The organism is Pseudomonas sp. O39 (assembly GCF_045447295.1).
In the GTDB taxonomy this organism is placed as follows: domain Bacteria; phylum Pseudomonadota; class Gammaproteobacteria; order Pseudomonadales; family Pseudomonadaceae; genus Aquipseudomonas; species Aquipseudomonas antarctica_A.
Window position 1 is genome coordinate 54,430 of sequence record NZ_JBJGXV010000019.1, and the last position, 15,037, is coordinate 69,466.

A 15,037-nucleotide genomic window follows, 5' to 3' on the forward strand; every position below is an offset into this window, starting at 1 on the left:
GTCTTATAGCGTAACACAGGTGCATCTACTGCTATGCGCGGCCCAGCCATGCCTACTGGGACATGTCGCCGGGGCTGGATTTCGAAACCAAACTGATCGCAAAAACCAATGCCGCCGACGTGCTCGAACAGCAGCTGTCGAAGCCGGGTTATGTGTGTGCACCGATCAATCTGGGCTCCAATACCGACCCGTACCAGCCTATCGAGCGCGAATACAAGATCACCCGGCAGACCCTCGAAGTGCTGCTGCGTTATCGGCACCCGGTGACGATCATCACCAAGGGCTCGCTGATCCTGCGCGATCTCGATTTGCTCACTGAATTGGCGCGCCAACGTCTGGTGGCGGTGATGATCAGCCTCACCAGCCTGGACGACGAACTCAAGCGCATCCTGGAGCCGCGCACGGCGGCGCCCAAGGCGCGATTGCGGGCGATTCGAGTGATGCGTGAGGCAGGCATACCAGTGGGTGTGCTGTGTTCACCGATGATTCCGATGATCAACGACAGTGAATTGGAAAGCCTGCTGACCGAAGCCCACGCGGCGGGTGCGCAGAGTGCGGCGTATATGATGCTGCGGTTGCCATTGGAAGTGGCGCCGTTATTCGAGGAGTGGCTGGCGGCGCATTACCCGCAGCGTGCGGCCCATGTGATGAGCCTGGTGCGGCAGGTACGTGGGGGTGAGGTGTACGACAGCCGCTTCGGTGTGCGCATGCGCGGCGAGGGGCCGTTTGCTGATTTGCTGGCGCAGCGCTTCAGCAAGGCGATCAAGCGGCTGGGGCTCAATCGCCGGGAGGGTTTTAACCTGGATTGTTCGGTGTTTTGCCCGCCTGGCAGGCAAATGGCATTGTTGTAAACTGACGAGGAAGAACGCATTATTTCTGTAGGAATAGTCGCGTTTTGACATCAGTGAAACCCTCGATCTAGAGCGGTTCATTCAGTTTGAGTTAAGTTTCGATGGTTACCTTGTTCAGCGAGTGACTGATGAGTCGGCGCCTCGGTTTGTGTAGTTTGCTAACTATTTCAAAGGCTGGGCGTCGAATAGACCTGAACACTCACCCTGCATTAATCAAGAGGATGAATCATGAGTGACAAGGATAAACAGCCGTTGGCTGCGTCGGCTTCAGCCCCTCAGGTGGCGGAAACCGCCGATGCAGCGCTAAAGCACATCGTTGACGGCTTTTTGCATTTCCATCACGACGTCTTCCCTCAGCAGGAAGAACTCTTCAAGAAACTCGCCACGGCCCAGAGCCCGCGCGCAATGTTCATTACCTGCGCCGACTCACGCATCGTGCCCGAGCTGATTACCCAAAGCTCGCCCGGCGACCTGTTCGTGACCCGTAACGTGGGTAACGTGGTGCCGCCTTACGGCCAGATGAATGGTGGTGTTTCCACGGCCATCGAGTACGCGGTACTTGCCCTGGGCGTGCAGCACATCATCGTGTGCGGGCATTCCGATTGCGGCGCCATGCGCGCAGTGCTCAACCCCCAGAGCCTGGAAAAGATGCCGACGGTCAAGGCCTGGTTGCGCCACGCCGAGGTCGCCAAGTCCATGGTCGAGGACAACTGCGACTGCGCCAATGAAGGCGAAAGCATGAAGGTGCTGACCGAAGAAAACGTCATCGCCCAGTTGCAACATTTGCGCACCCACCCTTCCGTGGCTTCGCGCATGGCCAATGGTCATTTGTTTATCCATGGCTGGATCTACAACATCGAGACCAGCGAAATTCGCGCATACGACGCTGACCAGGCGGCGTTCCGACCGCTGAGCGGCGACGGGCCAATCCCTTGCGCGACGCCTAAAGCGCGCTTCTAAAACACTTCCCTGCCGGGTAAAGCGGTGGCTGCCATGGATGCAGCCAGGCTTTGCCGCGCCCGGCGAATGCCTCGGGAGAGTCATCATGCGTGCTGCTCAATTGAAAGCTGTATTGCCACGGGAGCTGCTCGCGTCCGTGGTTGTGTTTCTGGTCGCCCTGCCCTTGTGCATGGGCATTGCGATTGCTTCCGGCATGCCGCCGGCCAAAGGGCTGATCACCGGGATTATCGGTGGGCTGGTAGTGGGCTGGTTGGCGGGTTCGCCGCTGCAGGTCAGCGGCCCGGCAGCGGGTTTGGCGGTGTTGGTGTTCGAGTTGGTGCGCCAGCACGGCATGATGATGCTCGGGCCGATCCTGCTGCTGGCGGGTTTCCTGCAACTGGTGGCGGGGCGCTTGCGCCTGGGCTGTTGGTTCCGGGTCACGGCCCCGGCCGTGGTGTACGGCATGCTGGCGGGGATCGGCGTGCTGATTGTGCTGTCCCAGGTCCATGTGATGCTCGACGGCGCCCCCAAACCTTCAGGGCTGGATAACCTGGCGGGCTTCCCGGCCGCATTGGTCGAAGCCATTCCGACCCTTGGCGGTGGCCTCGGCTGGCAGGCCGGTTTGCTGGGGCTGTCGACGATGCTGGTGATGTACCTGTGGGACAAATTCCGTCCGCACGCACTACGCTTCGTGCCGGGCGCCTTGTTGGGCGTGGGCCTGGCGACGGTCACCAGCCTGGTGCTGGCGTTGCAGGTCAAGCGCGTGGAAGTCCCGGAAAACCTCGCTGACGCGATCGACTGGTTGCGCCCCAGTGACCTCCTCAACCTGGCTGATCCACAGCTGTTGATCGCCGCGTTCGCCGTAGCGTTTATTGCCAGCGCCGAAACCCTGCTGTCCGCCGCAGCGGTGGACCGTATGCACAGCGGTCAGCGTTCTGATTTCGACAAGGAATTGTCTGCTCAAGGTGTGGGCAACATGCTATGCGGCCTGGTGGGTGCCCTGCCGATGACCGGCGTGATCGTGCGCAGCTCGGCCAATGTGCAGGCCGGCGCTACCACGCGGTTGTCAGCGATGTTCCATGGCCTGTGGCTGTTGGGGTTCGTGCTGCTGCTGTCGAGTGTGCTGCAAAGCATTCCGGTGGCGAGCCTGGCGGGCGTGCTGGTGTACACCGGGATCAAGCTGGTGGACGTAAAGGCGTTCCGGGCGTTGGGCCGCTATGGGCGGATGCCGATGTTCACCTATGCCGCGACGGCGCTGGCGATCATCTTTACCGACCTGCTCACTGGTGTACTGGTGGGCTTCGGGCTCACATTGGTGAAGCTGGCCTTCAAGGCTTCGCGACTGAAAGTCAGCCTGATCGACTTGCCTCAGGACGGTGAGATGGAACTGCGCCTGACCGGCGCGGCGACCTTTCTCAAAGTCCCGGCGCTGACCCAGGTGCTGTCGACGGTGCCTGCGGGGACCACGTTGCATGTGCCGCTGAGTAACCTGAGTTACATCGACCATTCGTGCCTGGAATTGCTGGAGGAATGGGGGCGGGCCAATGCGGCCAAAGGCTCCAGGCTGGTGATTGAGGCGCGGGGGTTGAAGCGCCGGCTGGAAGGCCGGGTGCGCACGACAGTGGGAATCGGTTCGGCGCCTGTCTGAACACCACAAAACACTGTGGGAGCCGGGCTTGCCCGCGATGAGGGCGTGTCAGTCAACACATTGGCTGACTGACACACCCTCATCGCGGGCAAGCCCGCTCCCACATGTGATCTGTATCAGGTCGCAAGTTTAAGCAGGCTGATCCAGCGCCAACTCAACCCCCAATTGCCGCGACAGGCACGGCCAGCGTTTCCACGCCGCTTCCGTGTTCGGGCTCTTGAGCGTCTCGCGATACGCCTCGACCGACTCCAGCGCAAAGCTGTCTTCGTTGAGCATTTCATCCACCGCCAAGTGCACGGCTTCATCCAGCTGGTTGGCGAATGCTTCACCGATCAGTTGGTGGGCAATCACGTTGGCCACAGTGGTATCCGCCGGAATCAACGGTTGGCCGAAATGCTTGATATACAGATCGTTGACTTCCTCCACCAAACGATGGGCCAGGTAGGCCTCGTCCAGCAGCCCGTCGAGGCCTTCATGGCCGGCCAGAATCGCGGGCGGTTGCAGGAAGAAATGCTCGGCGATTTTCAGTACCGGCTTGATCTGGCTTTCGATCCCGGCTTCGCGGGCCACGTCATTGGCGGCTTCCAGCAAGTCCGGGACGAGCTCGATGTAGGCGGTGACAAAACGGGTCATGACAATGTTGCGATCACCGTCAGCCAGGGAGATGGCCGAGTGCAGGTGCGGCAATTGTTTTTCCAGTTGCTGGGCAAGCTGGCCAGTGCTGGCTTCGTGTTGATGGGCACGGGAAATCTGCTCGCGCAATGCAGCGGTGTTCATGAAAGCTCCAGTGAAGCAGGCGTAGGAAAAGGGAGAAGATAAGGTAGCTCGTTTATACGAGCACCTAAGACGCATTTGTCATAATTATTTCATGGTTATGCGCAGGCGTTATATCGAAATGCCATCGCTCGTCGGATAAACGTTTCCGCCCCCGGCTTTATTAGGCCCGCCCGTCTGTTTTTGCTCATTTGCCCCTACACATTGCGGGGTTGGTGCGGCTGTCTATACTCGGTTTTGTACGCAATTAGCTGATGACGCCCAACTGCATGAAGCAGGCAAGGCTTGGCGGTTGTAAGCAGTATGGAAGCCGCTCCCTTCGCCGCAGGTGCAAACCGGCGGGATAACAAGAAACATAAAGGGGAACCCGCAATGACGCGACATCCACATGTTTGGATGGGCCTACTGTTGTGGTCAGTATTCGGCCAGGCGCAAGCCGCCTGGACAACGAATATGGCGCCAGGGGCTACTGAAGTCAGTCACGCCGTGTTTGACCTGCACATGACCATTTTCTGGATTTGTGTGGTGATCGGCATTGTCGTGTTTGGCGCGATGTTCTGGTCGATGATCATGCACCGCCGGTCCACGGGCCAGGTGGCCGCCAAGTTCCACGAGAGTACGACCGTGGAAATCCTCTGGACCGTGGTGCCCTTGCTGATTCTGGTGGCGATGGCCATTCCGGCGACCAAGACCCTGATCAATATCTACGACAGCACTGAGTCGGATATCGATATCCAGGTCACCGGCTACCAGTGGAAGTGGCATTACAAATACCTGGGTCAGGACGTGGAGTTCTTCAGCAACCTGGCCACGCCCGCCGAGCAGATCCATAACCAAGCCACCAAGGGCGAGCACTATTTGCTCGAAGTCGACCAGCCGCTGGTGCTGCCGGTAGGTGCCAAGGTGCGTTTCCTGGTGACGGCCGCTGATGTGATCCACTCCTGGTGGGTGCCGGCGTTTGCAGTCAAGCGCGACGCCATCCCCGGTTTCGTCAACGAGGCCTGGACCCGGGTCGAGAAGCCTGGCATCTACCGTGGCCAGTGCGCTGAGCTGTGCGGTAAAGACCATGGGTTCATGCCCATCGTGGTTGAGGTCAAATCAAAGGCCGACTACGACACCTGGCTCGGCGAGCGCAAGGCAGAAGCCGCCAAGCTCAAGGAGCTGACCTCCAAAGAGTGGACGCTCGATGAGCTGGTAGCCCGTGGCGACAAGGTCTACCACACTACCTGCGTGGCCTGTCACCAGGCCGAGGGCCAGGGCCTGCCGCCGATGTTCCCGGCACTCAAAGGTTCGCCGATTGCCACCGGGCCCAAGGAAGATCACCTGCACCGCGTGTACTTCGGCAAGCCCGGCACCGCCATGGCCGCGTTCGGCAAACAGCTGTCGGAAGTGGATATCGCCGCCGTAGTGACTTACGAACGCAACGCCTGGGGAAACAACAAAGGCGACATGGTCACGCCTAAAGACGTGCTGGCCATCAAGCAGGCGGAAAGCAAATGACTGCCTTCATAGCGTATGCCCTGAACCGCCTCGCCCACTCGTTTGCAGGAGAACGGCCATGAGCACTGTGATCGATGACCATGGTCACGCCGACCATGCCCACGGCCCCGCCAAAGGCCTGATGCGCTGGGTACTGACCACCAACCACAAAGACATCGGCACGATGTACCTGTGGTTCGCCTTCACCATGTTCCTGCTGGGCGGCTCGTTCGCCATGGTGATCCGCGCCGAACTGTTCCAGCCGGGCCTGCAGATCGTGCAGCCAGCGTTTTTCAACCAGATGACCACCATGCACGGCCTGATCATGGTGTTCGGTGCGGTGATGCCGGCGTTCGTCGGCCTGGCCAACTGGATGATCCCGCTGATGATCGGCGCGCCGGACATGGCCCTGCCGCGCATGAACAACTTCAGTTTCTGGCTGCTGCCGGCGGCGTTCCTGCTGCTGGTCTCGACCCTGTTCACCCCCGGCGGCGGGCCGAATTTCGGCTGGACCTTCTACGCCCCGCTCTCCACCACTTACGCGCCGGAAAGCGTGACGTTCTTCATCTTTGCCATCCACCTGATGGGCATCAGTTCGATCATGGGCGCGATCAACGTGGTCGCCACCATCCTCAACCTGCGCGCCCCCGGCATGACGCTGATGAAGATGCCGCTGTTCGTCTGGACCTGGCTGATCACCGCGTTCCTGCTGATTGCAGTGATGCCGGTACTGGCCGGGTGCGTGACCATGATGTTGATGGATATCCACTTCGGCACCAGCTTCTTCAGCGCGGCCGGTGGCGGTGACCCCGTACTGTTCCAGCACGTGTTCTGGTTCTTCGGCCACCCCGAGGTGTACATCATGATCCTGCCGGCCTTCGGCGCCGTCAGCTCGATCATCCCGACCTTCTCGCGCAAGCCATTGTTCGGCTACACCTCGATGGTCTACGCCACCGCGAGCATCGCGTTCCTGTCGTTTATCGTCTGGGCACACCACATGTTCGTGGTCGGCATTCCGCTGGTGGGCGAGTTGTTCTTCATGTACGCCACGCTGCTGATCGCCGTGCCCACGGGCGTGAAGGTGTTCAACTGGGTCAGCACCATGTGGCAAGGCTCGCTGACCTTCGAGACGCCGATGCTGTTTGCCGTGGCCTTCGTGATTCTGTTCACCATCGGCGGCTTCTCCGGGCTGATGCTGGCGATTGCCCCGGCAGACTTCCAGTACCACGACACCTATTTCGTAGTGGCGCACTTCCATTACGTACTGGTGCCCGGTGCGATCTTCGGCATCTTCGCCTCGGCCTACTACTGGCTGCCGAAATGGACCGGCCACATGTACGACGAAACCCTGGGCAAGCTGCACTTCTGGCTGTCTTTCGTGGGCATGAACATGGCGTTCTTCCCGATGCATTTCGTGGGGCTGGCCGGCATGCCGCGCCGGGTGCCGGACTACAACCTGCAGTTCGCCGACTTCAACATGGTCTCGTCCATCGGCGCGTTCATGTTCGGCGCTACACAGATCTTCTTCCTGTTCATCGTAATCAAGTGCATCCGTGGCGGCCCGCCGGCACCGGCCAAGCCGTGGGATGGCGCCGAAGGCCTGGAATGGAGCATTCCTTCGCCTGCGCCGTACCACACGTTCACCACGCCGCCGGAGGTCAAGTGAATACCCTGACCCAGGCTACCTCGCTCTCCTGTGGGAGCTGGCTTGCCTGCGATAGCGGTATGTCAGTCGCCGAATCTATCAACTGCCAGACCCTCATCGCAGGCAAGCCAGCTCCCACAGAAAGTCAAAAGCGGGGTGGCTGCCATGCTTGAGTCCGTGCCCATCAAGCGCCTGGTCACCCGCCTGCTGATCCTGGTAGTGGCGATGTTCGCCTTCGGCTTCGCCCTGGTGCCGATCTACGACGTGATGTGCAAGGCGTTCGGCATCAACGGCAAGACCGCCGGGCAGTACGAGGGCGAGCAGGTGGTCGACCCTACGCGCCAGGTGCGCGTGCAGTTCCTGTCGACCAACGCTATCGACATGGTCTGGGAGTTTCACTCCAAGGCTGACGAGGTGGTGGTTAACCCTGGTGCGGTCACCGAAATGCTGTTCGTCGCCTACAACCCCACCGACAAGGCCATGACCGCCCAGGCGGTGCCGAGCATCTCCCCGGCGGAAGCGGCGATGTACTTCCACAAGACCGAATGCTTTTGCTTCACCCAGCAAGTGCTGCAGCCCGGTCAGCGTATCGAAATGCCGGTGCGCTTCATTGTCGATCGCGACATGCCCAAGGATGTGAAGCATTTGACCCTGGCGTACACGCTGTTTGACATCACTGCGCGCCAGCCGCCCGTGGCTGTACATACCGGCGGCTAGCGACTGTTTGCAGGCTTAATCAGGAGAGCGAATACATGTCGGCTCATGATACGTACTACGTACCGGCGCAAAGCAAATGGCCAATAATTGCGACCTTGGGCATGCTGACCACCGTGTACGGTTTGGCGGTGTGGTTCAACGACTTGAAGGCGGCGCGCCCGGAATCCCACGGGCCGTGGATCCTTTTCGTCGGCGGCCTGTTACTGGCCTACATGCTCTTCGGTTGGTTCGGCGCGGTCATCAAGGAAAGCCGCGCGGGGTTGTACAGCCCGCAGATGGACCGCTCGTTCCGCTGGGGCATGACCTGGTTCATCTTTTCCGAGGTGATGTTCTTTGTCGCGTTCTTCGGCGCGCTGTTTTATGTGCGGCACCTGTCCGGCCCCTGGTTGGGCGGTGAAGGGCATAAGGGCATCGCGCACATGCTGTGGCCGAACTTCCAGTTCACCTGGCCGTTGCTCAATAACCCAGACCCCAAAATGTTTCCCGCGCCAGAAGGCACCATCAGCCCGTGGGGCTTGCCGCTGATCAACACGATCTTGCTGGTCAGCTCCAGCGTGACCATCACCATCGCCCACCATGCCTTGCGCAAGGGCCATCGTGGCGCGCTGAAAATCTGGCTGGCACTGACCGTGCTGCTGGGCTGGGCGTTCCTGGCCTTCCAGGCCGAAGAATACATGCACGCCTACAAGGAACTGGGCCTGACCCTCGGCTCGGGCGTGTACGGCGCGACCTTCTTCATGCTCACCGGCTTTCACGGCGCGCACGTGACCATCGGCACCATCATTTTGTTTGTGATGCTGATGCGCATCCTGCGCGGGCATTTCAATGCCGAGCACCAGTTCGGCTTTGAGGCGGCGAGCTGGTATTGGCACTTTGTGGACGTGGTGTGGATCGGGCTGTTTTTCTTCGTTTATGTGCTCTGAGGCGCCTTACCACGGTGCATGAGAAACCAGCTGGCCGCTGAAAAAGCCCCAGGTGATTAACCCCACGGTGATCGCGGCCAGTACGACACGCACGGTCAAGGCAGTGACGAGGCGGTTGGAGTTGCCCTCGTCCTTGACCAGAAAGAACAAGCCACTGAACAGGCTTACGACAGTCGCGATCAGCATCAGGGCAATGGCTGCTTTGAGCATGGTCAGGTTCCATTCGGATGGGCGGGCAATGAAAACCAGTATAGCCAGCGCCATAAAAGACTTTCGCCCAGGGCTCGCGCCGACGCTGGTAGTGCTGGTGCTGCTGCCGTTGATGGTGGGCCTGGGGTTCTGGCAATTGGCGCGCGGCCATGAAAAACAGCAGCTGGTAGACAGCTACGCTGAGCGACGTGTGGCCGAGCCGATCAACAGCGTGCAACTGAATGACATGGCCGACCCAGCCTTTCGCCGCGTGCGCCTGCGCGGCCAATTCGACGCCGAGCACAGCGTGTTGCTCGACAACCGCATGCGCGACGGCAGGGCCGGTGTAGAGCTGTTGCAAGCCTTTCACGACCAAGCCAGCGGTGCGTGGCTGTTGCTCAATCGCGGCTGGCTGCCGTGGCCGGATCGGCGCACACCCCCCGTCTTTACGACCCCCGAGCAACCTTTGAATCTCGACGCCTGGGTGTACGTCGCCCCCGGCGAAACCTTCCAACTGCACGCCGACCCTGCCACCACGCAATGGCCGCGTTTGCTCACCGCGCTGCATCCCGCCGCGCTGTGGGCTGAATTGGGTCGCAGCGGTTTTGCCTACGAACTGCGCGCCGAACCTGGCCCCGGTACGTACGACACCACCTGGCCCATCGTCGCCATGGGCCCGGAAAAGCACTTGGGCTATGCCGTGCAGTGGTTCGCCATGTCGTTGGCGCTGCTGGCGCTTTACCTCTACCTCGGATGGCACAACAAAAAGGAGAAGTCCCATGGGAGCGGCCATGAATCCACCCAGCACGTCTGAGGCGCCTGATCGGCGCAAAGGCCGCTGGCAGCTGATGTTGATCCTGATGATGGTGATCGGCCCGATGGCGCTGGCCACCTTCATGTACAAACTGCAGTTCTGGGTGCCGGACAGCCGCAGCTATCACGGTGAACTGATCGGCAGCGGCCAGACCCGCGCCGACATTGGCGTGCAGGCGGACGAGGACCGTTGGCAACTGCTGGTGACCGCGCCCACCGCCTGTGCTGCCGAGTGCCAGCAACTGGTGTATCTGGCGCGCCAGCTGCAAATCAGCCTGGGCCGTGATGCTTCCCGCGCCAGCCATGCCCTGGCCAGTGCGCAGCCGGTGAGCACCGAGTATGACGCCAAGCTCAAGGCCGAATACCCGCAACTGCAACGCTACCCGCTGGACCTGTCGACCTTCACCAAGGACGCCGCCGCGCCCGGCGACGCGCAACTGTGGATCGTCGACCCCCACGGCAACCTGGTGCTGCGCTACGACGCCAAGGTCAAGGGCAAGGACTTGCTCAACGACCTGCGCCTGCTGCTGAAACTGTCGAACATCGGATAAGGGCATCGTCATGGCCAAACCTGGATTTCGCCTCGCGTTGTTTGCCACCTTGTTAGCGTTGATCGTTGTGCTGCTCGGCGCCTACACCCGGCTGACCCATGCCGGCCTCGGCTGCCCGGACTGGCCGGGCTGCTACGGCTTCATCAGCGTGCCGCAAAGCGAAGCCCAACTGGCCCATGCCGAGCTGCATTTTCCCGACACGCCGGTGGAGGCCGACAAGGGGTGGGCCGAGATGACGCATCGCTACTTTGCCGGCACTTTGGGTGTGTTGATCGTGCTGCTGGCGGCGCGCTCGTGGAGCCATCGGCGTGACCCCGGCCAGCCGGTGAAACTGCCGCTGTTCCTGTTGGCAGTGGTGTTCGCCCAGGCGGCGTTTGGCATGTGGACGGTGACGCTGAAGCTGTGGCCGCAAGTGGTGACCGGCCATCTGCTCGGTGGTTTTGCCACCTTGAGCTTGCTGTTTTTGCTGACGTTGCGCCTGTCCGGCGTGCTGCCGGCGTTGATCGTGCCCAAGCGCCTGCAATATTGGGCGACCGCCGGTTTGGTGTTGGTGATCGGCCAAATTGCGCTGGGCGGTTGGGTCAGTTCCAACTACGCGGCGGTGGCCTGTATCGACCTGCCCACCTGTCATGGCGAGTGGTGGCCGGCGGCGGACTTTGCCAACGGTTTTCACCTGACCCAGCACATCGGGCCCAATTACCTCGGTGGCCAGCTTGATAGCGAAGCGCGCACGGCCATTCACCTGACCCATCGCGTTGGCGCGATGCTGGTTACGTTGGTGTTGTTCGGCCTGGCCTGGCAGTTACGCGCCGTGGGCATGACCCGGCTCGCGGGCCTGTTGCTGATCGCCCTGGCGGCGCAAATCGGCTTGGGCCTGAGCAACGTGTACTTTCATCTGCCGCTGCCGGTTGCGGTCGGCCATAACGCCGGTGGCGCGGCGTTGTTGCTGACGCTGGTGCTGGTCAATTACCACGCGCGCACCAGCCTGGTCCGGGTGCGCAATCAGCTGCCGTTCGGCTGGCGTTTCATCCCCCGTAAACACGTATCGGGCCTCATCACCCTTAAAGGAGAGATGCCATGGCGACCTTGATCGGCGCGCGTCGCGATCAGGCTATCTGGCGTGACTACCTGGAGCTGACCAAGCCGAAAGTCGTGGTGCTGATGCTCATCACCTCGCTGGTGGGCATGTTCCTCGCGACCCGCGCCGGGGTGCCGTGGACGGTGCTGATTTTCGGCAACCTGGGTATTGTGCTGTGCGCCGGTGGCGCGGCGGCGGTCAACCATGTGGTGGATCGACGGATTGATGCGGTGATGGCACGCACGCATAAACGGCCCATGGCAGACGGGCGGGTATCGCCGGTGGCGGCATTGGCCTTTGCATTGTTTCTAGCCGTTGCGGGGTTGGCCTTGTTACTGGCGTTCACCAATCCGCTGGCGGCCTGGCTGACGCTGGCGTCGCTGCTCGGCTATGCGGTGATCTACACCGGCTTTCTCAAGCGTGCGACCCCGCAAAACATTGTCATCGGTGGCCTCGCGGGCGCCGCGCCGCCACTGTTGGGTTGGGTCGCCGTCACCGGGCATGTCAGCGCCGAGCCGCTGCTGCTGGTGCTGATCATCTTCGCGTGGACCCCGCCGCATTTTTGGGCCCTGGCCATTCACCGCAAGGAGGAATACGCCAAGGCCGACATTCCGATGCTGCCGGTCACCCACGGCGAGCATTACACCAAGGTGCATATCCTGCTTTACACCTTCGCCCTGCTGGCGGTGAGCCTGATGCCTTATGTGATCCACATGAGCGGCCTGCTGTACCTGGCGTGTGCGCTGGTATTGGGCGGGCGCTTTCTGCAATGGGCCTGGGTGCTGTACCGTGGCAGCAAGCCGCACGCGGCGATCAACACGTTCAAGTACTCTATTGGGTACTTGCTGTTGCTGTTTATCGCCCTGCTCGTAGACCACTACTTACTGTTGAACCTATGACTCGAACTCAAAAAACCGTGTTTATCCTGGTGGCCATCGTCGCGTTGATCATGGGCCTGACCGTCAACAAAGTGCTGAACAGCAAAGGTCAGGGCGACCCTACCGCGCTGATCGACGCCGGTATCATCCTGCTGCCGCAAAGCCGCCAGTTGCCGCCGGTGACCATGACCAACCAGGACGGCCAGCCGGTAGTGGTCAACGAGTTGAAAGGCAAGTGGAGCCTGCTGTTCTTCGGCTACACCTTCTGCCCGGACATCTGCCCGACCACGCTCGCCCAACTGCGCCAGATCAAGAGCGAGCTGCCTAAAGAGGTGGTGGATAAGTTGCAGGTGATCCTGGTCAGCGTTGACCCGAACCGCGACACACCGACCCAGCTCAAGCAGTACCTGGGCTACTTCGACCCGCAATTCGAAGGCCTGACCGGCGCGAATGTGGAGGATGTGCAGAAGGTCTCGAATGCGGTGAGCATTCCGTTTATTCCGGCGGACACCAGCAAGCCGAACTACACCGTCGACCACAGCGGCAACCTGGCGCTGATCGGCCCGGATGGTACGCAGCGTGGGTTTATCCGTGCGCCGTTGAACAACCAGAAGCTGGTGGCACAATTGCCGGGTCTGCTGCAGCGCAAATAAGCCGATCGCCGACCCAGCCAACAACACAAATCACCTGTGGGAGCTGGCTTGCCCGCGATAGCGATAGTTCAGTGGCTAATAGGCTGACTGACCCCACGCTGTCGCAGGCAAGCCAGCTCCCACAGTGGTTCTGTGCAAGGGTTGAACGCAAGTGTGTTGCACTGATCTTTCAGGCAACACAAAACAAGTGTGGGAGCGGGCTTGCTCGCGAAGACGATGGTTCAGTCGACCGATTCGGTGACTGACACTCCGCTTTCGCGAGCAAGCCCGCTCCCACATTGGGTTTTGAGCAAGGGTTGAATAGTGAGTCGTCGGACATTTCCTGCAAGTTGTGGCGCTGTGCGTGAACTTGTTGGGTGCGGTTGGGGTGGCTAGTCTTTGCGCTGTCGCTGCAAATTCAGTGACAGGGTGTGGAAGCCCTTATATCGTTAGGCGCACAAAGCGCCACCATGTGTCAGGCGCTTTTTCTTGTCTGTGTTTTATGGTGGCTGTGCGCGGGGCGCTTTCGAGTGCGCCGGGTGCCTAACGTCCCGGTCTTCCACACCTGCGTACAGCCGCCACCCATTACGTGGAAGTAGTGCTTGGCGGTCCCTTGATACGTTAGGAGCCAGACCATGCAAGCACTTACCCCCGACCCACCCGTCACCCCCGAAGTCTTCACCCGCCACCATCACCAACTGCACGCCGTGTTGATCGACAGCCAACCCTGGTTCAGCGCCGCTGACATCGGCCACTTGATGGGCCTGCACCTCAATCCAGCGTTACTGCGCAAACTCGACCCCGATCAACAGCACGCCGTGCCCCTGATCACCCACGGCCAGTGCGCGCCGACCTTGATGGTCAGCGAGTCCGGCGTGTACGCGCTGCTCATCTACCACTACTACCCGGAGAACCGCTGCCTGCGCCAGTGGCTGACCCATGCGGTGATACCGGCCTTGCGCGGTAAACAGCAGACAGGTGTGTTGGCCTGATCTAGCCAACAACACAAAACAAATGTGGGAGCTGGCTTGCCTGCGATAGCGGTGGGCCAGTCAACATCTTCGCTGACTGACGCTCTGCTATCGCGAGCAAGCCCGCTCCCACATTTTTTGATCTTCGGTGTGTTGAAATCGAGTTTGATCAGAACGCCGGCAGAATCGCGCCTTTGTACTTCTCTTGGATGAATTTCTTCACTTCTGGGGTGTGCAGGGCTGCAACCAGCTTCTTCACCGCGTCCGAATCCTTGTTGTCTTCGCGGGTCACCAGGATGTTCACGTAAGGCGAGTCGTTGCCTTCGATCACCAGTGCATCCTTGGAAGGGTCCAGCTTGGCTTCCAGGGCGTAGTTGGTGTTGATCAGTGCCAGGTCGACCTGGGTCAGCACGCGCGGCAGGGTGGCGGCTTCCAGTTCGCGGAATTTCAGGTTTTTAGGGTTACCGGTGATGTCCTTGATGGTCGACAGGATGTTGGTCGGGTCCTTCAGGGTGATCAGGTTGTGCTTGGCCAGCAGCAGCAGGGCGCGGCCGCCGTTGGTGGCGTCGTTCGGAATCACCACGTTGGCGCCGTCAGGCAGATCTTCGAGTTTTTTGTATTTGCTGGAGTAGGCGCCCAGAGGCTCCAGGTGTACAGCGCCGACGCTCACCAGGTGAGTGCCCTTGGCTTTATTGAACTCGTCCAGGTACGGCTGGTGCTGGAAGAAGTTGGCGTCCAGGCGCTTTTCGGCTACCTGTACGTTCGGCTGCACGTAGTCGGTGAAGACTTTAACCTGCAAATCCACGCCTTCTTTGGCGAGTGCAGGCTTCACGAATTCCAGGATTTCTGCGTGGGGCACCGGCGACGCGGCAACCTTGAGGGTCTCGGCGGCGTGAGCGGAAAACGCGGCAACGGCGGCGAAAGCAACCAGTAGTTTTTTCATCCAACA

15 protein-coding genes and 1 pseudogene are annotated in these 15,037 nt (G+C 60.6%); 13 read left to right on the plus strand and 3 right to left on the minus strand.

Annotation, left to right across the window (positions count from 1 at the left end; all coding sequences use genetic code 11):
• Positions 1–14 precede the first annotated feature (14 nt).
• The 3 genes and pseudogenes from ACI77D_RS21535 to ACI77D_RS21545 all read left to right on the plus strand — a co-directional run.
• Positions 15–851, plus strand: a pseudogene (locus tag ACI77D_RS21535) (PA0069 family radical SAM protein); the annotation flags it as partial.
• Positions 852–1,079: 228 nt separating this feature from the next.
• Entirely contained in the window at positions 1,080–1,811 is a 732-nt protein-coding gene (locus ACI77D_RS21540; protein WP_064450031.1) for a carbonic anhydrase, read from the plus strand.
• Positions 1,812–1,896: 85 nt separating this feature from the next.
• Positions 1,897–3,438, plus strand: a complete 1,542-nt coding sequence (locus ACI77D_RS21545) for a SulP family inorganic anion transporter (RefSeq protein ID WP_221295990.1) — start codon at positions 1,897–1,899, stop codon at positions 3,436–3,438.
• A gap of 129 nt (positions 3,439–3,567) precedes the next feature.
• Here ACI77D_RS21545 and ACI77D_RS21550 read toward each other — a convergent pair whose 3' ends face one another.
• Positions 3,568–4,215 (minus strand): hypothetical protein, encoded by a 648-nt coding sequence (locus tag ACI77D_RS21550; RefSeq protein ID WP_064450033.1) that lies wholly within the window; start codon positions 4,213–4,215, stop codon positions 3,568–3,570.
• 369 nt (positions 4,216–4,584) lie between these two features.
• Here ACI77D_RS21550 and coxB point away from each other — a divergent pair, with 369 nt between their 5' ends.
• The 4 genes from coxB (at position 4,585) to ACI77D_RS21570 (ending at position 8,976) form a co-directional block, all read left to right on the plus strand.
• Positions 4,585–5,712 (plus strand): cytochrome c oxidase subunit II, encoded by a 1,128-nt coding sequence (coxB, locus tag ACI77D_RS21555; RefSeq protein WP_262666657.1) that lies wholly within the window; start codon positions 4,585–4,587, stop codon positions 5,710–5,712.
• Positions 5,713–5,770: 58 nt separating this feature from the next.
• On the plus strand, positions 5,771–7,357 hold the full coding sequence (gene ctaD, locus ACI77D_RS21560) for a cytochrome c oxidase subunit I (RefSeq protein ID WP_064450035.1): 1,587 nt from the start codon (positions 5,771–5,773) through the stop codon (positions 7,355–7,357).
• Positions 7,358–7,501: 144 nt separating this feature from the next.
• Positions 7,502–8,053 (plus strand): cytochrome c oxidase assembly protein, encoded by a 552-nt coding sequence (locus ACI77D_RS21565; protein WP_102367829.1) that lies wholly within the window; start codon positions 7,502–7,504, stop codon positions 8,051–8,053.
• A 35-nt stretch (positions 8,054–8,088) separates the two neighbouring features.
• Positions 8,089–8,976: a cytochrome c oxidase subunit 3 gene (locus tag ACI77D_RS21570; RefSeq protein WP_407017451.1), complete on the plus strand. Its 888-nt coding sequence runs from the start codon at positions 8,089–8,091 to the stop codon at positions 8,974–8,976.
• A gap of 6 nt (positions 8,977–8,982) precedes the next feature.
• Here the strand turns inward: ACI77D_RS21570 and ACI77D_RS21575 are convergent, their stop codons facing one another.
• Positions 8,983–9,186 (minus strand): twin transmembrane helix small protein, encoded by a 204-nt coding sequence (locus ACI77D_RS21575; protein WP_179610078.1) that lies wholly within the window; start codon positions 9,184–9,186, stop codon positions 8,983–8,985.
• Positions 9,187–9,214: 28 nt separating this feature from the next.
• Between ACI77D_RS21575 and ACI77D_RS21580 the strand changes: the two genes are divergently transcribed.
• The 6 genes from ACI77D_RS21580 (at position 9,215) to ACI77D_RS21605 (ending at position 14,109) form a co-directional block, all read left to right on the plus strand.
• Complete coding sequence (locus ACI77D_RS21580; RefSeq protein ID WP_407017452.1) at positions 9,215–9,979, plus strand: SURF1 family protein; 765 nt, start codon at positions 9,215–9,217, stop codon at positions 9,977–9,979.
• Positions 9,945–10,529 (plus strand): hypothetical protein, encoded by a 585-nt coding sequence (locus tag ACI77D_RS21585; RefSeq protein WP_221295992.1) that lies wholly within the window; start codon positions 9,945–9,947, stop codon positions 10,527–10,529. Before ACI77D_RS21580 ends, ACI77D_RS21585 begins: the two co-directional genes overlap by 35 nt.
• A gap of 10 nt (positions 10,530–10,539) precedes the next feature.
• Positions 10,540–11,619 (plus strand): COX15/CtaA family protein, encoded by a 1,080-nt coding sequence (locus ACI77D_RS21590; protein ID WP_407017453.1) that lies wholly within the window; start codon positions 10,540–10,542, stop codon positions 11,617–11,619.
• Positions 11,607–12,506: a heme o synthase gene (gene cyoE / locus ACI77D_RS21595; RefSeq protein ID WP_064450040.1), complete on the plus strand. Its 900-nt coding sequence runs from the start codon at positions 11,607–11,609 to the stop codon at positions 12,504–12,506. Before ACI77D_RS21590 ends, cyoE begins: the two co-directional genes overlap by 13 nt.
• Positions 12,503–13,138 carry an SCO family protein gene (locus ACI77D_RS21600; protein ID WP_064450041.1) on the plus strand — a complete coding sequence of 212 codons (636 nt, stop codon included), beginning with the start codon at positions 12,503–12,505 and terminating at the stop codon, positions 13,136–13,138. Before cyoE ends, ACI77D_RS21600 begins: the two co-directional genes overlap by 4 nt.
• Before the next feature lie 614 nt (positions 13,139–13,752).
• Positions 13,753–14,109, plus strand: coding sequence for a Bro-N domain-containing protein (locus ACI77D_RS21605; protein WP_064450042.1), 357 nt, complete (start codon positions 13,753–13,755; stop codon positions 14,107–14,109).
• Positions 14,110–14,257: 148 nt separating this feature from the next.
• Here the strand turns inward: ACI77D_RS21605 and ACI77D_RS21610 are convergent, their stop codons facing one another.
• Positions 14,258–15,031: a MetQ/NlpA family ABC transporter substrate-binding protein gene (locus tag ACI77D_RS21610; RefSeq protein WP_221295995.1), complete on the minus strand. Its 774-nt coding sequence runs from the start codon at positions 15,029–15,031 to the stop codon at positions 14,258–14,260.
• Between the last annotated feature and the right edge of the window lie 6 nt (positions 15,032–15,037).